Annotated in this window: 4 protein-coding genes and 1 tRNA gene; all 5 read left to right on the forward strand. The window is 63.8% G+C overall.

The window, feature by feature from the left end:
* Nucleotides 1–39: 39 nt before the first annotated feature.
* The 5 genes from ABB26_RS05810 to ABB26_RS05830 all read left to right on the forward strand — a co-directional run bounded on the left by ABB26_RS05810 (nucleotide 40) and on the right by ABB26_RS05830 (nucleotide 23,345).
* A tRNA-Lys gene (locus tag ABB26_RS05810) sits at nucleotides 40–115 on the forward strand.
* Between the two features lie 335 nt (nucleotides 116–450).
* Nucleotides 451–1,026 (forward strand): ECF-type sigma factor, encoded by a 576-nt coding sequence (locus ABB26_RS05815; protein ID WP_057632834.1) that lies wholly within the window; start codon nucleotides 451–453, stop codon nucleotides 1,024–1,026.
* Between the two features lie 22 nt (nucleotides 1,027–1,048).
* The gene (locus ABB26_RS05820) at nucleotides 1,049–3,811 is read left to right on the forward strand and encodes a serine/threonine-protein kinase (protein WP_057632739.1); all 2,763 of its coding nucleotides are present in this window, start codon (nucleotides 1,049–1,051) and stop codon (nucleotides 3,809–3,811) included.
* A 197-nt stretch (nucleotides 3,812–4,008) separates the two neighbouring features.
* Nucleotides 4,009–4,764, forward strand: a complete 756-nt coding sequence (locus ABB26_RS05825; RefSeq protein ID WP_057632740.1) for a SapC family protein — start codon at nucleotides 4,009–4,011, stop codon at nucleotides 4,762–4,764.
* 98 nt (nucleotides 4,765–4,862) lie between these two features.
* Nucleotides 4,863–23,345, forward strand: a complete 18,483-nt coding sequence (locus ABB26_RS05830; protein WP_057632741.1) for a leukotoxin LktA family filamentous adhesin — start codon at nucleotides 4,863–4,865, stop codon at nucleotides 23,343–23,345.
* Nucleotides 23,346–23,347 lie beyond the last annotated feature (2 nt).

Genomic DNA, 23,347 nt, shown 5'->3' on the forward strand with positions numbered 1-23,347 from the left:
GCTAGAATACGCGCCCCGGCTGCGGCCGGGTCGTTGTTTGGGCCGTTAGCTCAGTCGGTAGAGCAGAAGACTTTTAATCTTTTGGTCGAAGGTTCGAATCCTTCACGGCCCACCAGTATTTCAAAGGCTTCGGAGCGATCCGAAGCCTTTTTTATTGCTCAGCGAAGCGGCGGCCGCTCCGCGACCCAGCTCGTTGGCCTGGCGTTCGGGAGCGTGCGGGAATCCCCTTGGCCACGGCGGCTCGGCACGACAGCGGCGATGCGCTGGAAGCAGCCGTGCTTTGCTGGAGCCTTCGCGGGAAGGAGGTTGCCGGGCATGGCGGACCCCGCCGTGGCGGTTGGAGGTGCATCGGTGATCGGGAAGAGCAGATATGCCCTTTTGCTGGCACAGAAGGATGCGCCGGCCTACCATGTGGTGATGCCGCCCGTTTGCATGGAACGTGGGCGGGGCATGACTACCGGCGCGGGGGCACGTTTGAGCCAGCAGATAACCCAACTTCTGCATCGTTGGCAGCAGGGTGACCTGGATGCACGCGAGCACCTGTTCGAGGCGCTGTACTCGGACCTGATGCAGATCGCGCGGCATCGGCTGTCCAATCACACCAACGGCACCCTGCAGCCGGCTGCGCTGGTGAACGAGTCGCTGATGCGGCTGCTGGGGAGCAGCGCCGACTACAACGACCGCACCCATTTCATCGCCATCGCCGCATTGAAGATGCGCTCGGTGCTGGTGGATCACCTGCGCGCACGGGCTGCGGACAAGCGCGGTGGCAATGCCGAACAACTCACGCTGTCGCATGCCGTGGAAATGCAGGACGAGAGTGCGATCGGTTACGACGTGCTGGCGCTGCACCAGGCGTTGAACCAACTGGCGGAAATGGAGCCGCGTGCGGCCAGTACCATCGAGCTGACCTACTTCGGTGGCATGAGCCGCGATGAAATTGCTCTGGTGCTGGGTGTGTCTGCGCCCACGGTCGACCGCGACCTGCGTTTTGCACGGGCCTGGCTGAATCGCCAGCTCCGCTGAGCAGCGCGGGGGCTGCGAGCACATGGGCGCCGAACGCTGGAGACAAGTCCGCGATCTGTTTGAGGCTGTCTGCGAGCTGCCGCGTGAGCACTGGCGGGCGGCTTTGCTTGAACGCTGCGACGACGCATCCATACGCGAAGAGGTGGAGCAGTTGCTGCGTTCGCAGACGGTAGGGCTGAGCCGTGTCAGCAATCGTCTGGATACCGCGCTTGCGCATGCGCTCGCCCCGGAGTTCGGTGTGGGCGAGCGGCTCGGGCCGTGGCGGCTGACAGAGCGTATCGCCCAGGGCGGCATGGGCACCGTTTTCAAGGCCGAGCGCGCCGATGGTGTCTACCAGCGCACGGTGGCGATCAAGCTGTTGCACGGTTTGCCAGGAGCGATCGAAGTCGAACGCCTTGGCGCGGAGCGGCAGGTGTTGGCGAATCTGCAGTTGCCGCAGGTGGCACGACTGTACGACGGTGGTACCACGCCCGACGGTCATCCCTATCTGGTGATGGAGTACATCGATGGCGTGCCGTTGGATCGTTGGTGCGTGGAGCACCAACTTGGCCTGGAGCAGCGGCTGCAGTTGTTTCTGGACATCTGCCGCATCGTGCAGTCCGCACACGAACAACTGGTGCTGCATTGCGACCTGAAACCCAGCAACGTGCTGGTGATGAGCAATGGCAAGCCGGTATTGCTGGACTTCGGTCTGGCGCGGTTGCTCAATGAAGCGCGCGACAACCAGAACTCGGGGTTCTGTACACCGACCTATGCCAGCCCGGAGATGATTGCCGGGCAAACCGTGGGCGCAGCCAGTGACGTGTACAGCCTCGGCGTGATGCTGGTGGAATTGTTGTCCATGCAGCCATGCACACGCGAGCCGTTGAACACCGAGGTACCCGTGGTGCTGCCCAGTGCCAATGCGGCGGCGGAGTTGCCCTGGCGCGGCAAACTCCGTGGTGATCTCGATGCCATCGCCTGCAAGGCCTGCGCATTGGACGTAGGCGAGCGCTATCGCACGGTGGAAGCGTTGATTGCTGATGTGCGTCGTTATCTGGAGCACAAGCCGGTGGTCGCACGCGGCGGCGGGCGGCTGTATCGGTTGCGCAAAGGGTTGCGCCGCAACTGGTATGGCGCGGCACTCATCGCCAGCGCGACCGCGGTGTTGCTGATCTTCGTTGCAGGTTTGCTGCAGACCCGCAGGCAAGCCCAGGAAGAAGCCGCGGTTGCACGGCAGGTGAGCAATTTCATGGTGGGGGTGTTCGAGACCGCGGACCCGTTCCTGCGGACCGAGCGCGGGCAGGAAGAACTCACCTCGCGACAGTTGCTGGACAAGGCCTCGTTGCAGGTTTCGCATGATCTTGCCGATGCCCCGGCGCAGTTGGCGCGGATGCGCGCCGTGCTGGGTGTGGCTTACCAGAACTCGGGGGTGCCACATCAGGCTGAGGTGCTGCTGCAGCAGGCCTACAGCGGCTTCATGGATCCACGCGTCGGCCGCAGGGATGACGCCGCAGCGGTGCTGGCGGATTTGTCCGTGCAGAAGACCCTGGATGGCAACGGCGATCTTGGGCGACAGATGGCCGACCAGGGCCTGGCGTTGTTGAGTGATGCGGGCGCGCCGACGACGAGAGCGAAGCTGCTCGGTGCCAAGGGGATGGCACTGATCAACCTGCAGGCATTCGACCAGGCCGAGGAGGCGTTGGATGCCGCAACGGCTCTGTATGCGAAGCAAGCGGATCCGACCGCGGCCGCCAAGCGCCTGGAGCTGACATACAGCAAGGGATTGATGTACCTGCGCTGGGGCCGGGAGCAGCCCGCCGAGCGTGAGTTCCGCGAAGTGCTGGCCAGCCTGCATGGGCGCCGCACCAGCATGGCGCTGGCTTCGGAGGTTCGTTTGGCGCAGGTACTGCGTGAGCAGGGCAGGTACGAACAGGCACTGCCCTTGCTGCAGTCGGGCATGCGCCATGCGCTGGACCTTTACGGGCCGAAGAGCCGCTTCGTGCTGATCCAGCATGATGGCCTGGCCGATCTATACAGTGATTCCGGCGACTACGCGGCAGCCGACAAGCAATACGAAGAACGCCATGCACTGAGTGCGCTGCTGGATGGCACCGATTCGGTGGAATATTCGATGGGCCTGTTCAACCACGGCACGTTGCGTGAGTTGCGCGGTGACCTGCCCGCCGCCGAGCGGCTGTACCGGCAGGCGTTGGATCTCCGGGTCGAAAGACTGGGCCGCGATTCGCCCACCAGCATGCGTGCCGAGACTGGGCTGGGGCGGTTGATGATGCGCCAAGGGCGGATGGAGGAAGCCGGTGCGATGTTGTTGCATGCGGATATTGGCCTGGCTGAGGCATTGCCGCTTGATGCGCCTGGCCGTATCGAAGCGCGCTTGAATCGGATCGACTGGTTGGTGCGCATGGGTCAGACCCGGCAGGCCAGCCAATTGCTGGAAGAGATGGCCGCACAGGTGCCGACGAGCTTCCATCTACGCATGTTGCAGGTGCGCTCGGCATTGGCCTGGCGGCTGAACGAGGGCGGGCAGGCGTTGGCACTGCGACGCGCGGCGCTGGAGTTCGCCAGCCGCCATTACGGGCAGGCCAGCGGGGATGTGGCAACCAGCCGCCTGGCGCTGGCTGAAACGCTGCTGCTGTTGGGGCATGCCCAGCCGGCGCTGGACGAGCTGCACAAGGTCGAGCCGGTACTGCGCAGGCTGCAGCTTCCAACATCACCGGACCGGCGCCAGCTCGATGGCCTGATCCTGCTGGCGCACACGAGTGTGGAGGGTGGGCAGATCCCCTGAGGTGCCGCACGATCTGCTGAAGAGCGGGTGGCATCTTCGGTGGCGAAGAACGAAAGAACTAGGTGCCCATTTCTTTCACATAGATGAATTGATTCATATTTTGACGGCCATTCCGCTTGGCGGGTGATCGAAATGTGCTGCTTTCCACGGTTTATCAGATAGGGAGCATCTTTTCGTCACTACCCAGGGGGATATCCATGAAGCAGTTGCTTATCTATGAGCGCCCGGTGCAGTTGAACCGCGTTGCGCATCGCAATCACCGGGTCGTGGCCAGCCAGGGGGATTTCCGTTTCGCCGATGCGGTGAACTCGGTGCCGCTGGCCTGCGTGGAGTTTGCGCAGGTGGTTCGTCAGTACCCCATCGTCTTTGCCGGCAACAGCGCCGATGCGGTGGTCCCGGCAGCCTTGCTGGGCCTGCGCAGCGGCCAGAACCTGATGGTCGATAGCGAAGGCCGTTGGGCGGACGGTGCCTATGTGCCGGCGTTCCTGCGCCGCTACCCGTTCGTGCTGGCTGAGCGAGAGCCCGATGGCGGTGATTTCACCGTCTGCCTGGATGCTGCCTATGACGGTATCCGCGAGGGCGGCGATGAAGGCGCGCCGCTGTTTGACGAAGAAGGCAAGGACAGCGCACTGCTGACCAATGCCCTGCAGTTCCTGCAGGAATACCAACTGCACCTGGCACGCACCCGTGAGTTCAGCGCCGCACTGGCGGCCCACGGCCTGCTGGTGTCCAAGCAGATCAATGTGCAGAGCGCGCAGGGTGAAACGTCCACGCTGGATGGCTTCTTTGTCGTCGATGAGCAGAAGCTGCGTGATCTGAAGGGCAAGGCGCTGCAGGAACTGGCCAAGTCCGGTGATATGGGCTGGATCTACGCCCACCTTCTGTCGCTTGGGAATGTGGACATGCTCAGCCGCGCGCTGGACAAGTCCGCCGTTCCATCGGCCAAGCACTAAGCCCCACCGTCAAACCGCATCGACGCGGCTGCATGTGCAGCCGCGCGTCCGCATACCTGAGCGTCGCCGCCTGCCTGTGATGCTGCCCGGAGCCTGCCATGAATCGTATCAATGCCACTCGCAAGAACCGTGTGTCCGCCAAGACTTCGATGCGCGGGGAGCAGCATCCACGTCCGGCAGGACTGGCCACTGCGATTGGCTCGGTGCTGGGCATCGCGCTGCCGTTGACGGTATGGGCTGGTGATGCGGGCAGTTCCATCACCACCGATGGCAGCACCGCAACCACGGTGACCTCACCCGAGGCGAACCGCTGGAAAGTCACCACCACGACGATCAAGGGCCGCCCGTCGGGCAACCAGGTCGCCTTCAACTCGTTCAAGGAATTCGGTGTCGATGCCGGGCAGACGGTTGACCTGATCCTGCCTACCAAGGGTGGCGCGCAGGTGCACAACCTGGTGAACCTGGTCAGCGATTCGCGGGCCTATATCAATGGCACGTTGAATGGCTTCCTGGCCGATGAAAGCACCGTGGGTGGGCGCGTGTTCTTCGTCGATCCGCACGGCCTGCTGGTAGGCAGCAGCGGTGTGCTCAATGTGGGTTCGTTGTCGGTGGCCACCCCAACACGCGCGGTGATGGATGACATTCTGGCCGCAGGTGAAGGACTGGATGGGCTGATGTACGGCACATTGAAGCCCGAGCAGCTCAGCCGCACCGGCACTGTGGAAATCCATGGCCGCATCAACGCCAGCAATGGCGTGCGGGTGCAGGCGCGAGCGATCGATGTCACCGGCACCATCTTCGTGGCAGTGGCGCCGGGAAGCGGGCGCGATGCCAATTCGAGCCTGCAGCGGGTGGATGAAACCGCAGTCAATACCGGCGGTGCGGGTGTGCCGCTGACGCTGGTCAGCGATGGCGGCAAGATCCAGCTGCGCGCGGCGGCCATCTCCGATACCGGGTTGGGTATACGCAGCGCAGAAGCCACGGTCAGCGTGGGCGGCGCGGCGAAGTTGAGCGCCGACGACATCGAACTGACCGCCACGGCGGTGGTCGACTCCGGCTATGACAAGGATTCGGCGGCGTTCGACGAGGTGAAGGCCGACCTGACCGGCAGCCTCACCGACATGTCCACGCTGAAGGATCTGGGCGATGCGCTGGTGAACCTGGGCGTGGACAAGGTGCTGGGCGAACAGGTGTCGTTCCTGCATGCCAGCACCATCGCGCGCGTGGAAGTGAAGGACAACGCGACGCTGGATGCGCGCAATGACATCACCCTGCATGCCAGCACCCGTCAGAACATCGACAACTCCGCTGCCGGCAAGGCCTACGAGAAGGGAGATTTCGCCACCGATGCCAATGGCGACCCGGTCAAGGATGCCAATGGCAATCCGGTGCCGAAGAAGCATCTGTTGAGCCTGGGCGCGGCGTACGCCCAGATCAACGCCACCACCGAGGCGATCATCCGTTCCGGTGCGACGGTCAAGGCCGGTGGAGATGTATCGGTGAAGGCCGATGCGGACACGGCGATGAAGCTCGCCGCCGAATCGTTCGCGGTCAACAACACGACGGCAGCCTTCACCGCGGCCATCAGCAATGTCAATGTCGACACCAAGGCTGTGATCGAGGCCGGAAACGCGCCGATAACCGCCGGCAGCGTCAACGTCACCGCGGTGAATACCTCGTCGATTGAAACCTCCGCCACCGCGCGCGCCGACAACCAGGGTGCCGTCGGTCTGGCCGGTGCGATCAGCCTGCAGGACATTGCTGCCGAAGCGCGCCTGGACCGCAATGTGACCACCCATACAACCGGTGGCAACAGCGGCGACGTGACCGTGCAGGCGGCCAGCATCACTTCGCTCAACAAGACGGAAACCCTTGTTGCCGGGCCGAAGAGTGAGCCATTGCCGGGCCAGGAACAGGTCGAGGCCATCAGCAGCGGTGGTGATGGGCTGATGAGCATGGCGCAGTCGCTTGCCGGTGCGGGCATCGGTGCGGCGCTGGGCAAGCTCAGCGGCGACACGGGCGGTGGTGGCACTGGTGGCGGCACTACGCCGACCACGCCGCCGAAACCGGCACCGTTCCGCCTGGGCGGTGCGATCAGCTTCGTTGATGGCGAGCACGCCGCCAAGGCGTCGATTGCTGCCAATGCAGTCATCAAGAGTGCGGGCGATATCGTGGTCGACAGCCAGGTGATCGATGCACAGATCGGCAACCATGCCATCAGCAATGTGCTGGCCAAGGGCAAGAGCGCCGATGGCTCGGCGTTTGCGCTTTCCGGCGCGATCACCATCGCCAACCTCGAACACGACGCGCAGGCGCTGGTGGGCAGTGGTGCACAGCTGAGCGCGGCGCATATCGGTTTGGCATCGGATGTGCGCCTGCCGCGCGATTTCAGCGCGCTTACCGGCGCAGTGCCGAATTTCAGCAGCTTCGATGCCTTCAAGGATTCGTTGAGTGCGGCCAAGGATCTGATCACCGATCCGTCCGATCTGTTCAGCTCGTACTCCGCCGCCAAGGGCTCGGCCGAGGAAGTGGCCATCGGTGGCGCGGTCAGTTATTTCAAGGCGAAGAACAGCGCACGCACCGACGTGGCCAGCGGCGCGTCGCTGAAGACCACCGACACCTCCGGTACGGCGTGGTCTGCCGCACTGGACGGCGCTGACCATGCTGGCGACGCGCGTACGCGCACGTTCGATGCCGCGACCGATATCAGCGCGACCACCGAAATCACCGCGCTGCATGCCGCCGGTGATCTGGCACTGAAGAACCTCAAGACCAGCAATGTGGGCAAGGGCGGTACCGCGCTGGGCGGCAGCGTCGGCTACACGGATTACGACAACACGGCTGCGGCCATCGTCAACGATGGTGTCAGCATTGATGCGGGCGCAGGCTCCATCGCGATTGATGCCGTCAACAAGGAAACCATCGTCCTGTTGGCGTTGCAGTCCGGGCAGGGCGGCAGCATTGGTGTCAGTGGCACGGTGTCGGCATTGGATCTGGACAGCCACACGCTGGCAGGTGTGAGCAACCGCGCTACGTTGACCGGCGGGAAGATCGGCATCTCCGCTGACGAAGACATGTTCGTGTGGTCGGTTGCCGGCGCGGTGGCGATGAGCGACAGCATCTCGGTGGGCGCCAGTGTTGCCTATCAGCAGATGGATACCGATACGCATGCTTTCATTGGCGCGATACCGGCTGACTTCAAGACCGGTTCCAGCAGCGGCAGTGGCCAGGTCAACACCGGTGATCTGTCGGTGAAGGCAGGCAGCAAAGGCTTGTCCGGTGCCGTGGCTGCCGCAGGTGCGATTGCCAAGAGCAGTTCGGAGCAGCTCAAGCAGCAGCAGGATGCGTTGGCGCAGAAGCAGAATGCGGAAAATCCGGGCTTCCTGGATTCGCTCAAGACGCGCGCGCTGGGCAAGGTGACTGCGCTGGAGAGCATGGGCAAAAAGGCCGACAGCGACGGCAGCGCGGGTCTTACCAAATATTTCGACAAGGCCAAAGGACTGTTGGGTTCGGGTAGTGGCCAAGGCGGCCAGGGTGCGCAGACGCCGCAGCCGAAATTTGGCATTGCGCTGTCCGGTAGTGCCACGGTCAACCGCGCGCGGCAGAACACCAAGGCCGACATCAGCAATGCGGTGGTCAAGGACAACAGCGGCAATGGCGTGAAGCTGGACATCAGCGCGATCAACAAGACCTTGCTGGTCAGCATCAGTGGTGCGCTGTCGGTGACGGCTGCCGGCTCCGACAACAACCAGGGTAGCGCCTCGCTGGCCGGTGGCGTGGCCTATGGCGATATCCAGAACACCACCACTGCCGGGCTGTCGAGCAGCAGCGTGCAGGACGCCGGTGATGTGAATGTCACCGCGCGCAACGAAAGCGAGCAGGTCAATGTCGGATTGAGCGTGGGCGTCAATGCCTCTTCCGACCAGACCACGGCTGCTGCCGGGGCGATCTCGGCCACGGTGGCGATGTCCAGGAACGAGACCGCAGCAACCCTGCGCGGCTCCAGCATTCAAGGCAAGGCCGGAGCGGCCGGCGACGTGGACGTCAAGGCCGTCAACGAGTCGAAGATCGCCAATGGTGGCGGCGCGATCTACGCAGGCGGCAAGGCCGGCATGGGCGCAGCGGTGACCTATGCCGAGATCAAGGACGACACGCGCGCGGGCATCAGCGGCGGCAGCATCAACGGCGTGGACGATGTGCGCGTGCGCGCGGCCGATGCCTCGCGCATCGTGGCCGCCGCTGCCAGCGGTGGTGCCTCCACGCAGAGCAACGGCGTGGCGATCGCCGGCTCGGTACTGGTCAACCAGGTAGCCAACACCACTGTCGCCAGCATCGATGGCGGCGCCAACATCAGTTTTGGTGGTGATCTGGAAGCCTTTGCCGGTACCGCCAACATCAGCGACGTGCGTTCCACCACCGATGGCTGCGAATCCGGTGCCGGGATGGATTACTGCGGCAGCGCTATCGGCGGCATTGAAGTCAACGCCAATGCAGACACCGGCAGCAAGGACAGCAATACGGTTGATGCGGCGGGCCGTAATGAAAGCCGCAGCTCGATCATTGCTGTCGCCGGAATGATGCAGGTAGGTGGCAACAATGCCGGCGTCGCTTTTGCATACAACACCATCAAGAATACCCATGCCGTATCGGTGAACGGAGCCACGCTCACCGGCACCGCCACGAGCAACGTGGCGCTTACGGCTGCCGACAAGGCCGACATCCTTGCAGTGAGCGCGGGTATCGGCGGCAGCACGGGCAACTTCACCGGGGTTGGCAGTGCGTCGTACAACGCCATCGGCAACACCACTTCGGTCCTGGTCGGCAACAGTGTTCCCGATGCACAGGGCAACGTCACAAAGAACGGCGCAACACTCAGCGCGGGCACCATCCGGCTCGATGCCAGCGATGAAGCTTTCATCGGCTCGCTGGCCGGCGCCGCCACACTCGGCTCGAAGGTTGCGGTGGGTGCGGCACTCACCATCAACGACATCGGCAACCACTCGCTGGCGCTGGCTGAAGGCGCGATCCTGGATGCAAACACGGGCAAGCTGGGACTGAGTGCGGCCAACAAGGCAAAGATCCTTTCTGGTGCGGTCGCCGTGGGCGCGGCCAACAACGTCGCGATCCAGGGCTCGGTAGGCTGGAGCACGATAGCCAACACGGCCGAGGCCCTGTTGAGGGGGGGCTCGACCCGGGCCGGCATCCTGGACATGGATGCGGCCAACAGTTCGAAGATCTATACGCTGGCCGGCGCCGTGGCAGGTAGTGGTACGGCAGCCATCGGCGCGGCGATCAATGTCGCCACCATCGGAGATACCACCCGCGCCAGCGTGGACGGTACGGCGTTGGAGGTTTCAGACCGGCTTGATGTCGACGCCGTTGCCAATGCCACCACCAAGACGCTGGCCATCGCTGGCGCGTTGGCGGGCACCGCGTCGATCGCCGGCAGCAACACCAGCAACTTCATCGACAACACCACCGAAGCCAGCATCAGCGGAATCTCCGTGCACGGTGCCGGCGTCACCGGTGATGTCACGGTACACGCCGATACTCAGGGCAAGACCTATTCACTGGCTGGTGCGTTGGCGCTGGGCGGCACGGCGGGCGTGGGCGCGGCATCGAGCGTCAACAGTATTGGCGGCACAACGTCGGCTGTGGTGAACGCTGCGGCGTTGAACAATGCCAACAGCCTTGTCATAGATGCCAACAACGGTAGTGTGATCCGCTCCGCGGCGGTATCGGGCGCCGGTGCCGGGACGGCGGCGGTGGCTGGCAGCGTCACCACCAACTTCATCAGCTCCCATACCCGCGCCAGCCTGGTGGACAGTGTCATCGACAATGTCGATGCGGATGTCGTGGTGCGCGCACGCGACGAGCGAAACATCGATTCACTGGCCGGTTCCGCTGCGGTTGCGGGCAGTGTTGGTGTGGGTGCGGCGGTTGCCTACAACGACATCGGTGGCAGCACGTCGGCCGAGGTCAAAGGCAACGCATTGGACCTGGATGTGGGCAATCTGCTGGTCAGTGCGGATGCATCCGGTGCGGCAGGCGGCAACGGCAATCGCATTCGCACCATCGCCGCTGGCTTGGGCGGTGGCGGCGCGGTAGGCGGCGCCGCTTCGGTTGCGGTCAACCGCATGCAGGGAACCGTCAGTGCCCGCATCTGGGAAGGAGCCGATGTCGTAGCGCAGAACAACGTCGGGGTGTTGGCCGCGCAGGCGCAACAGATTGATGTATTCGCCGGCAGTGTCGGCGGTGGTGCGACCGCGGGCATTGGCCTGGGCACCGTGGTCAACCTGGTCAATGGCACGACCGAGGCGGGCATCTACGGGCCCAATACCGAGGTGACGGCACTGGGCAATGGCGCTGCGCTCAGCGGCGTCAATAGTGGTCGGCGCAATGTGGCCAATGCACACAGCAATCGAACCGACGCTTCCGGTTTGAATTTCGACACGGCCGACCTCGGCACGGGCACGGTTGATGTGCATGGCGTGGTGGTCAATGCTGCAACCCGCCAGCAGGTCAATACGGTGGGCGTCAGTGGCGCCTTGGGTGTCACCCCCATTGGCAGTGGAGCGGTTGCGGTGATGGCGGCGGTGAACCAGATTGCTGGTTCCACCGTGGCCACCATCAAGGATGCCAGGATCAACCAGCATGGCCTGGGTACCTCGGGCGATCAGGAAGATGCATCCGGTGGCTCGGCCAACAACGCGCAGAGCGTGGATGTGCGTGCCAGCCATCACGTGGCGTCAACCAGCTATGTGGCCGGCATCGCTGCCAGCCCCGGCGTGTTCTCCGGCGCAGGTGCGTTGTCCACCAGTATGTTCGACAGCAGCAGCGTGGCTTCCATTGATGGCGCCACAGTGAGGGCTGCCGATGATGTGACCGTGGAAGCCAATGCCAGCCAGAATGCGCTGGCCATCGTTGCCGGTGCCGCCGCAGGCATTGCCGGTGGCGCTGCCACGGGAGTAGTGAACGACTTCAACACCACCACGCGCGCAAACGTGGCCGGCAGCATGATCAGGAGTGGCTCGCTTGCAGTGACCGCCAACAGCGACAACGCCGCATCGTTGGTAGGCGGCGCCGGCGCGGCAGGGCTGGGTGCAGCGGTAGCGGGCGCGGCGTTGGTCAACACCAGCAGCAGCACCACCCAGGCGCGGGTAGGTGAGGCGGGCAGGACCACGGACGTGGCGGTCAGCCGCGCATTGGACGTGAACGCCCGCAGCCGCTCGGACTTCAATGGCCTGGTGGTCAGTGGTGCCGCCGCCGGTGGTGCCGGCGTGGCCGGCATGGCGCAGGTGCATCTGCTGGAAAACGACACCCAGGCGGTCATCCAGAACGCGAAAGTGGTTGCGACCGACACCTCGGTCATGGCCGAGGACATCCTGCGCCTGACCTCCCATTCCGGCGCATTGGGCGTGGGTTTCTCGGGTGTGGGTGTGGGTGCGGGTGCTTCGGTTGCCATCCTGGGCAGCAGCGTCCGTGCCAACGTGTTGGACAGTGACATCAACGCAACCGGCACTGTCGCAGTGGATGCCGCTTCCGATCGCGCCGTGGAGATGGTGACCGTGACCGCAGGCGCGGGCCTGAGCACTGGCATCGGCGGCGCGGCGTCGTTGTTGCTGGCCGGCATGGGCAGCAGCGGTGACAGTGCCTCCGAACTGGGTGGCACCTTCGGCAGCCTGAAGCAGCTCGGCAGCGGCGAGAAGGTCAATGGCGCAGCGTTGGAAGGCACGCTGGGGGCGCAGGGCGCGTCCAGCCTCAATGCACGTGGCAGCGTGGACATCGGCAATCTGCAGGGTCGGGGAGATCTGGTGCAGGCCAAGGTAAGCGGTGGCAGCGTTGCCGCGCGTACCCTGGAAGTCACGGCCGATACGCGCATGCGCAGCAGCAATACCGTGGGCGGCGTGGGTGTGGGGGGCGTGGGTGTCGGCGGGTCGTTCGGCATGACCGGTCTGTATGGCGTTACCGAGGCGACGCTGGCTGCAGGCACGACCCAGGCATCGAAGATTGACGTGGTTGCCCGTGCTGGGGACGGCGCGGGCGGCAAGGCCGCGGAGTTGGACGTCTATGCCGGCGGTGCCGGACTGGTAGGTATTGGCGCGGCGGTGGGCATTGCCAACCTGGAGCAGACCGTGTCCGCCTCGGTGCAGGGCAACGTGAATGTGGCTGGGCAGGCACAGGCGCTGGATGTGCGGGCGACCGACAGCAGCAGCCTTGATGTGTTTGCCACCGGAATGGCGGTGGGTGCCGCAGCGGTGGGTGCGGTAGTGGCCAGAGCCGAACGTGATGCCAATGTCGGCGCATGGTTGGGCGACAGCAGTGTCGTCAACGGCTTCTCCGATGTGGTCATCGGCGCGGAGTCTTCAGGTGGCGTGAATGCAAAGGCGGTGGGCGCGGCGGGCGGTGTGCTTGCGGGCGTCAGTGCCGCAGTGGCACTTGCCGATGACGCTTCCAGGGTCAACGCCTGGCTGGGCGACCGTACGCAGGTATCGGGCGTGCGTGGCAATGTATCGGTCACGGCCAAGGCCCGCCCCGATGTGTCGGCTGACGCGATCGGTGCCGCTGTCGCGGCCGGGCTGGCGGTTGGCGCGGCGGTGGCGGATGCCACATCCAATGCCAAGGTCAATGCATTTGTGGGTGCAGACAGTGTTCTGACCAATCGTGGCGGACTGAATGTGCTGGCCTCGGTGGAAGGTGGAGCGGTGGATGCGCGCGCATTTGCCGGCTCCGGCGGCTTGTACCTTGCTGGCGCGGGCGCGTTCGCCACGGCCAGCAGCAACAATCGTGTGGACGCGGGGCTTGAAGAACGCGTAACGGTACGTGGGGATGCTGTCACCCAAGGCAATGTGACCGGCTTTGGTCGCGCGGGGGACGTGACGGTGCGGGCCAACAACAGCAGCCGTCAGGATGCGCAGGCAACGGGTATCAGTGTTGCAGGCCTTCTGGCTGCCGGTGTGGTCAAGGCCAAGGCAGCCTCCAATGCCGTCACCAACCTGGGGATCGGCGAGTCCGCACTGTTGTTTGCGGGCAACGTGACACTTGCCGCCAGCGGCGTCGATGAGAACCGGGCCGGCGCTACCGCAGGCACCGGTGGTCTGCTGGCAGGCAATGCGGCGCTGGCTTCGACCCATTCCACGAACAGCACATCGCTGCACATCGACAAGAACAGCAGCCTGGACATCACCCGTCTGCATGCGCTGGCATCGCATGACGCGCGATACGCCGGTGCTGCGGACAGCACCAGTGCCGGCATGCTCAACGCCAGTGGCGCGAGCGTGGACAACGTCGCCGATTCGGATGTGAGCATCGGTATTGGCCAGGACGCCAACCTTGTCTCCACCGGTTCGATCACCTTGCGTACCGAGAACAACTACACCAGCACGCTGGGCAGTGCGTTGGCCGCCAGTGCCGCCGGTGGCGGTGTGCTTACCGGCAGCGCATCGCAGGTCAACACCCGATTGGGTGGGTCCAGCGTGATCGATGTGGGCCAGCGTGCATTGCTGCGCACCGGCGGCCAACCGGGCGCCGGCGACACAGGCGCACTGGACATCGTGGCCAGCACGCGCGCGAATACGGATGACCGCGCCGGCTTGACCACGGGTGGTGCCATCAACGTTGCGGTGGTGAAGGCCGCCACACAGGCCTCATTGCAGAACAAGGTCAACATCGGCAACGACGCCCGTCTTCAGAGCAGCTACATGCTCAACGTGGGCACTTACGCCAGCACCGATATCGGTGCCAGTGCGCTGGTGAATACCTGGGGCGTGCTGGCCGCGGTGGGCAAATCCGATGCCGACGTCACCGTGGATGTGGACCAGCAGGTCAACGTGGCCGGCGGCGCGAAGCTCGAGTCGCTGCACAATGCGTTCGTCTCCGCTGGCCAGGATGGCATGAACGGCTGGACCTCCAAGTTGGCGGCCAATGCAGTGGCGCTGGGCTACAGCCGTGGCTTGATCGCCATTCCGGATTCGTCGGCCAGTTCCACCGTGAACAGTGCGGCGACCACCCGTCTGGCGGCAGGCAGCAACCTGCTCAGCGGCGCATTCGTCTCGCTGGGGGCATATGGCAACAATGTGTTCCGCAACGCCGATGGTTCTGCAACCGGCTACAACCTGGGGTTCATTCCGGTAACGGTGCGTGACAGTCGATCCCTCGGAAACACCCTTGGCGATGTCATTGTCGATGGCACCGTGGTCGCCGGTCGCTACAACGTGCTGGACATCGTGATCAACGCCGATGGAACGATGGGCAAGAGCGGCGGTGGTGGCGATGTGCTGGAGTTCGACGCGACGCGCTGGAACAGTGCGCAGCTTCGCGCGCAGCTCAATGCCGCGGGAATCCACGACTTTGACGAATCGGCGGGCAAGGCAGCCAACACCTGGAGCATCGGCGACCTGTACGCAGCCGGTGGCGACATCATCCTGTACGGCAACAACATCCGTGGCGCTGGCTCACTGACCGCAAAGGGCGCGCCGCGTATTAGCATCGTCAACAACAGCAACGACAATCTGTTGCTGGCAGGCGACATCCTGGTTCCCGAGTACAACGGTGGCAACATCCTGTACACGGGCAACAGCAGTCAGGCCGTCGGCATCCGTACCAGCGAGAATCCGGGTCAGGGTGATGCGAAGGTCAGCATCCGGAATGTCGGTAGCAATGGTTCGGCCATTGCCGCTGGCGGCATGATCTCGGTAACCGGCGGCAGCCTGGATATCTACAATGCCAACGGCAACATCAACGCGTGGGGCGAACAGCTGGCGGAAAATGTTTCCATCGATGCGCCCAACGGTGAGGTGGGGTACAACCTGGGGTCGGCGTCGTGGTACGGGCGTGTTGCCAGCTCGCTCTGGGGCAAGTACAGCCTGGCCAGTGGTATCTCCAATCCGGACGATGCCGCTGCCTATATTGCCAATGCCGTGTATGGACAAGCCGCGGCAAACGCAGGCAAGTCACTGACCGATTACCTGCTGTACCAGAACTCCGACGCGAGCAGCAACAACGGCACCGGCAGCATCCTGATCTACGGCGCCTGCAACTACCGCGTAGGCGACCGGGATTGCACTGCTTCGAGCTTGCAGGGCCAGTTCTACGATGGCGGCCAGGTATCCAAGTACAGCTACGGCAGCACCAACTACCTGCCCAAGGTGAACGCCCGCAACCTGTTCTTCTCGCTCAACAGCCAGCCGGGTGATGTCAGCGCCGAAGCGCAGGGGGCATCGCCCAATACGGGCAGCGGCATCAATGCCGGTACCGGTATCAAGATCACCGCCCAGTACATCGACGTGAACGTTGCGTTGAAGGCGGGCAAACCGGTGGACTATTCGGCCATCGTTGGAGACAGCCCGGAACTGCGTGCATGGATAACAGCCAAGGATGTGCAGGCAAGCAAGGGAATCTTTGATGTTCCGGTCGAGTTCGTCAGCCGGACCGGGGGGGACTCGCAGAGGATCCGTCTGCAGTACGACTCGTTGAACCGGCAGTTCATCGTGCCGGACATCTCGGCCAACGGCGGCGGTTCGATCTATCTGGATGGCCGCATCGTCAGTACCTCGACGTCCGGCTCGCTGAATGTCGTCAGCGGCAAGGGTTCGGTGGTCATCAACAATGGGCTGGCCGATGTAGGCCTGCAGTTGGGCAACATCCTGGTCGGCAACGGCGCGCCTGGCCAGATCACCATTCGTGACCGGCTGCAGAATGTGACCTCGTGGTATCTGCGTGACGGCAGTGGCAAGGTCACCGGCTACCAAGGGGCCATCAACGCGCCGGATTGGACATCGCCTGGCGTTTCCGTACTGACCAGCACCGGCGCCTACAATCCGTTGTCGGGGATGCGTGGCCGGTGGACACAGACGGCCAACATCCGCCGCAACATCCACCGCGCTGACAACGGTGCGCTGACCGCCGAGAACTGGCGCTGGGTGGATCCAAGCGGAAACACGGTCTACAACGGCCAGCAGTGGAGCACTTCGGGTGTCAGCTATTACCGTGACTCGAGCAATACCAACCTGTTCGACTCCAAAGTCGACGGGTACTTCAATACTCGTGGTGACACTGTCTACAGTGGCGTGAAGTACCGCTGCGAGGGTGACAAGAATTCGTCCGGTTGCCGTTACAACTACGGCTTCCCGGATAGAAATCAGTTCAACGATGGCGGAACCTGGCGCACCCGTTGGGGGTTGGAAGCGCCTATGTCGGGACGGTTGGTCGTGACCAATTCGGTCAAGGCCGACAACGCCATCGCCATCAACTTCAAATCCAACGACGCCGGCATACTCGATGTCGATTCAGGTCAGAGCATCCGCATCAACGGTGTGTTGAAGAACACCGATGGCAGCACGTTCCTGAAGAGTGTCAATGGCGACATCCAGAGTGTTTCCAACAACGCCAAGATCATCACCAACAACCTGACGCTGGAAGCGGGTGGATCGATCGGCACCATCACCGGTGCGCTGGCGGGTAGTGCTGCCAACCCCATCGATATCCAGATGGTGTCCTACACCGATGCCAAGGGACAGACAGTGGGCGCCGGCAACATCGTCGCCCTTGCCGGCGGCGACGTTGCCCTTGATGTGGACTCCGCGGCGAAGGTGCGGATTTCGGCAGGCAACGGCAGTGCAAGTGGTGATGTATGGCTGCGAGCCAAGTACGGCATCGAGGGCGTCAATGCCAACACGGCGTCCATCACCGGTGGCGACATCACGCTGTACAGCACGTATGGCGGCATTGGTTCGATGAACCGGCCGCTGATACTCAGCGCCAATGAATATCTGCGCAGTGATGGAACCCTGGACGGCGGCCTGGTCACCGCGAAGGCTGCTGAAAGCATCGCATTGCGTGATGTGTCAGGCGACTTCTGGGTGAAGAGGATCGAGTCCTCTGCCGGTGATGTACTGGTGGATGCCGCGTCCGGCTCGATCTTCAGCGCGGCGCAGCGCAGTGCCTCCAGCTTCCTGAGTGAAGAGGCGCTGGCCAGCCTGCGTGCCAACCTCAAGCTCTACCAAGGGGCTGGCGATCAGTCGATCATCAGCTACCAGAGCCAGGTGGATGCAAGCTACGCCGAGTACTTCCAGCTGCGCGGCCTGGGAAGTGTTTCCGACGGGCAGTTCGTCGCCGGCAGCAACGCCATCACTCTGTACCGTTCCACCGCGGAAGCGGCCAAGGGCATGCAGTTGGATGATGCGGGTGTGGCCGCGTACCTGGCGGAGCGTTATGCGCGCCTGACCGAGGTGTTCGTCGATTCGTTCGGCACGGGATGGGCGCAGGAAACCGCCTTCGCAGGCGGCTTCAACGCTGGCTTCCGCTATGAGCTGGCGGGCAACGCGGGTGATAGCACACAGGCGACGGCACGCAAGGCTCAGCTGCATGACAGCCTGACCAGCGAATCACAGTGGACACAGGATCAGCTGCGCTACGTGTTCAACGCCAATGCACTGGAGCCATCGAACGGCTCGGCATTGAACGCTGAGCCGGTGATCGTTGGCCGCAACGTCACGCTGCGGGCGCGCGATGACCTGGGGCGGTTGGACAGGGAGTACATCGTCAGCCTGGCGGATGTGAATAGTGGCGCGATCAGTGGCGACGCTGCGCTGGCCATGCGGTTGGCCACAACGCCGGGCGATGTGGAAATGCTGGATGCCAACGGCAACGTGCTCACTGCACAGCAGGTGCGTGATGGCATGGTCGTCGTGTCGCTGCGGATCAAGAGCACGGCGCCCGTGGTGGTGGATGCAAAGGGTACGTTGGATGCGACCGTGGGCGGTGACACCTATATCCACGGCAGTTCAACACTTGCTTTCAGCCATTTCTCGGGTGGCGGCAGTGCCCGTATCGGCAGCGATGGCGACATCCTCGGTGCTGCCGGCGCAACGGCGCCGGTGATTTCCGTCGGCAAGGACCTGAGCCTGTCTGCATTGCGCAGCATCATGGGCGCCGATGGAACACCGCTGCAGGTTCAGATCAACGGCACGCTGCTGCTGGCCAATGCCGGGCAGCATGTGCGGCTGACGCAACAACAGGGTGATCTGCGCATTGGCATCGTCAACGGCAACCAGGATGTGGTGTTGAACGTCATCGACGGCAGTCTGCTGTCCTACCTGAAGGGCGTCACCGCGGTGACAGGCCGTGATATCCAGTTGGTGGTCACGGGCGACATACAGGATGAGGACGGCACCGCACTTGCGTTGCGGATCATCACCGGCGGCATGCTGAACGGCGCTGCCGGCGGTGATGTGCGCCTGGCCAGCGGCGGTGATCTGCCCATTGGTACCCTGCACGCCGACGGCGATCTGCAGCTGCTGACCACCGCCGGCACATTGTCTGCCGATGAGCTGGAGGCCGGCGGAGCATTGGATGCAACCGGCTATGCGGGTGTCGACATCGCTACCGCCAAGGTCGGGCAGAAAGCCACGTTGAGTGCGCCCATGGGCGATGTGGTGGTCGGCAACCTGACTGCCCATTCGGCCGACCTCAATGCCGGCCGTCAGGTGCAACTGGGTGATGCGGACATCGCGCAGATCCTGAAGGTTCTGGCGGTGCAGGCCGCAACTCTGAATGCAGGCGCGGTTGTGAACAGCGGCGGTGAAGCGCATATCGAAGCCAATGGCTTCACGATGGGCGCAGGCAGCCAGCTCAGCGCAGGAAAGGTCGTGACGGTCCGCTCCAGTGGCAACGTGTCATTGGGGAGGGTTGCGATCACCGGCAACGATGTTGGCAGTACGGTCACGCTCAGTGCGGACGGCCACATCCATTCCAACGGCGATGCGGCGGTCAATATCGGCGGTGGCAGCAATGTGGAGGTCACGCTGACCGCCGGCAAGGGCATCGGCCAGGTGGCGCAGCCGCTCACTGTGGATGTGGGCAAGCTGGTGGCGGCGAGCAGTACCCAGGGAGATGTGGTGCTGGAGCTGCCGAATGGCGGCAACGTTGGCAGCGTGGCAGCCACCGAGGGTCAGGTGGTCCTGGCTGCTGGTGGGCATGTCCAGATCACCAGCATCAACGCTGGCGACGCAGTTGCGCTGGATGCCGTCTCCGCCAATGTGGATTCCATCGTTGCCGGAGGTGATCTTGCCGCTGAAACGACGGGCTATCTGGACATTGTCGATGCGCAGGTGGCCGGCGATGCGCGTCTGATCAGCGGCGGGTATCTGAATCTGGACAACGGCACTGTCGGTGGTAACGCCACATTGTCGAGTGCCGGAAGCACCGTCATCGATACGCTGACGACGCAGGGCACGCTGGACGTGACAACCGGTGCTGTATTGACGGCTCAGTCGTTGTCATCTGGCGCCGCAATGACGCTGTCTTCGGGCGGCACGTTGGATGTGCAGCAGCTGGTGAGCGGCGGCAATCTGGACGCCGATGCGGTGGGCAGGCTGTCCATCGTCGATGCGGACGTGACCGGTAACGCCACTATCGATGGTCAGTCCGACGTGATGCTGGGTCAGCTGGTCGTCGGACAGGGGCTGGTGATCACTGCTGCCACCGAACTGACGGTCGACACGCTCGACGTCGGCGGCAACAGCGCATTGACCAGCGGTACCGATCTGTCGGTGACCACGTTCAATGGCGGCGGTGATCTGGCCGCAAGCGCGGGCAGAGATCTGACGCTGGGCACCGGCACCGTCGGTGGCAACGCCACGCTGTCGAGCGTTGGCGCGACCGGTATCGACACGCTGTCGGCACAGGGCACGCTGGACGTGAGCTCGGGGGCTGCACTGGCGGCGCAGGCGTTGTCTTCGGGCGCGGCGATGGCGCTGTCCAGTGGCGACACGCTGGATGTGCAGCAGCTGGTGAGCGGCGGAAATCTGGGCGCCGATGCAGTGGGCACATTGTCCATCGCTGATGCGGATGTGACCGGTGGTGCCACCATCGATGGCCAGTCCGACGTGGTGCTGGGTCAGGCGGTCGTGGGGCAGGCGCTGGCGGTGAATGCTGCTGGCGATCTGTCGCTGGGCACCGGCACCGTCGGTGGCAACGCCACGCTGTCGAGCGTTGGTGCGGCCCGTATCGACACGTTGTCGGCACAGGGCACCCTGGATGCGAGCACCGGTGCTGCACTGGCGGCGCAGGCGCTGTCCTCGGGCGCGACGATGGCGCTGTCCAGCGGCGAAACGCTGGATGTGCAGCAGCTGGTCAGCGGCGGCAATCTCAACGCTGATGCGGCGGGAACGCTGTCCATCGCCGATGCCGATGTGACTGGCAATGCGTCCATCGACGGTCAGACCGATGTGGTGCTGGGTCAGGCGGTAGTCGGCGGAGAGCTGGTGGTGAAGGCCGCAGCCGATCTGACCGCCACGGCGCTGGACGTAGTCGGTAACAGCACGCTGAGCAGTGGCCGCAACACTTCGGTGACCACCTTCAACGGCCAGGGAGATCTGGCAGCGAACGCAGGTGGTGACCTGATCTTGGGCAACGGTACGGTGGGTGGCGATGCCACGGTGTCGAGCGTTGGCAGCACCACGATCGACACACTGGCGGTGCAGGGCGCATTGGACGTGCGCTCGGGTGCTGCATTGGCCGCACGTGCGTTGTCCTCGGGAACTTCGATGACGCTGTCTTCCGGCAGCACGCTGGATGTGCAGCAGCTGGTCAGCGGCGGCAATCTCAACGCTGATGCGGCGGGAACGCTGTCCATCGCCGATGCCGATGTGACTGGCAATGCGTCCATCGACGGTCAGGCCGATGTGGTGCTGGGTCAGGCGGTAGTCGGCGGAGAGCTGGTGGTGAAGGCCGCAGCCGATCTGACCGCCACAGCGCTGGACGTAGTCGGTAACAGCACGCTGAGCAGTGGCCGTAACACTTCGGTGACCACCTTCAACGGCCAGGGAGATCTGGCAGCGAACGCAGGTGGTGACCTGATCTTGGGCAACGGTACGGTGGGTGGCGATGCCACGGCGTCGAGCGTTGGCAGCACCATGATCGACACACTGGCAGTGCAGGGCGCATTGGACGTGCGCTCGGGTGCTGCATTGGCCGCACGTACGTTGTCCTCGGGAACTTCGATGACGCTGTCTTCCGGCAGCACGCTGGATGTGCAGCAGCTGGTCAGCGGCGGCGATCTCAACGCTGATGCGGCGGGAACGCTGTCCATCGTCGATGCCGATGTGACCGGCAATGCGTCCATCGACGGTCAGACGGATGTGGTGCTGGGTCAGGCGGTAGTCGGCGGAGAGCTGGTGGTGAAAGCCGCCGCCGATCTGACCGCCACGGCGCTGGATGTGGTGGGTAACAGCACCCTGACCAGTGGCCGCAACACTTCAGTGACCAACTTCAATGGCAAGGGTGACCTGGCTACGGATGCCGGGGGGAATGCTTCGTTCGATACCGTCACGGTGGGCGGGTCCATGAAGCTGCAGGCCGGCAAGGCCATTGATGTCGGTACAGCCGTGATCGGCGTGGACGGTACGTGGCTGGCCGGCACCGACCTGACCGCCGATGAGGTGACGACAGGCTGCAACTTCAGTGGTGATGCTGGCGGCACACTCGCCATCGGTGCGGTGCAGGCCGGCTGCGGCCTGCAGTTGGCTTCCACGGACAGCCTGTCCTTCGACAGTCTGCAGGCCGGGGCCGACATGGGCCTGACCTCGCGTCGCGGCGCTGTGCAGGGACGCAGCGTCGATGCGGGTGGCTCGCTGCAGGTCAATGCAGCCGATGTCATCGGCATCAACATCGCGATTGCTGGTGCCGATATCACCGCCAACAGTGGCGGTGCCCAGCAGTGGGGTAGTTATCGCGCCGGTGGCGATGCTCGCCTGACGGCCGGTGGCGACGTGGTGACGGGTAGCGGTAACAGCGGTGGCCTGCAGTCGATCATCTCCGGTGGCAGCATCCAGTTCGATCACGTCCAGGCCGGCACCACCGCCAGCATGGATGCGCAAGGTGGCTCGCTGACTGGAGGCGTGCTGCGCGCGTCGTCGGGTGATCTGGCTGCACGCGACCATCTGTCGCTGGCTCAAGCCATGGTGGATACGCGCTTGAACCTGGCAGCAACCGACATCGATGCGCAGATCGCACAGTCCAGTAGCGGCAGTGGTCCGTTGACCACGACGCTCACCGGCTACCGCAATGGCGTGGCACGTCGCATAACGGTGGAAGTGGACCCCCGCGATGCCTGGTTGATCGATTCGATCAGTGCCGTCGATGCACAGCTGAGTTCGACGGCGGCACGTGCAGACATCGCGCAGGGCCGTATCGAAAGGACGATGACCCTGGCCACCGCAGGCATGAAGGTGCTGATGGACAACACCAGTCCAGTGCTGCGCCCGGCGGACGTGCAGTTGACGCAGCTGGACAAGACGTTCCGTCTGTCGGCCGATGGCACCTTCATGGATACCAATGCCTATGTGGTCCGCTTCGCCGATGGCTTCCGTGTGACCAGCCCGAACTACAACCCCGACCACGTCGACGGTGGCCCCGATTATCTGGGTGAGAGTGCGGTGCGCTACATGGGCCGCATGCTCAGGCTGGATACAACGGACCGCAGCAGCGTGCCGGCGTCGCGTTGGCTCGATGACGCAGAAGAGAAGGATGACGTCATTTCCTCTGCCGACGGCGCGGTCAATCTCGGGGCTCCCAACTGATG

The organism is Stenotrophomonas humi (assembly GCF_001431415.1).
In the GTDB taxonomy this organism is placed as follows: domain Bacteria; phylum Pseudomonadota; class Gammaproteobacteria; order Xanthomonadales; family Xanthomonadaceae; genus Stenotrophomonas; species Stenotrophomonas humi.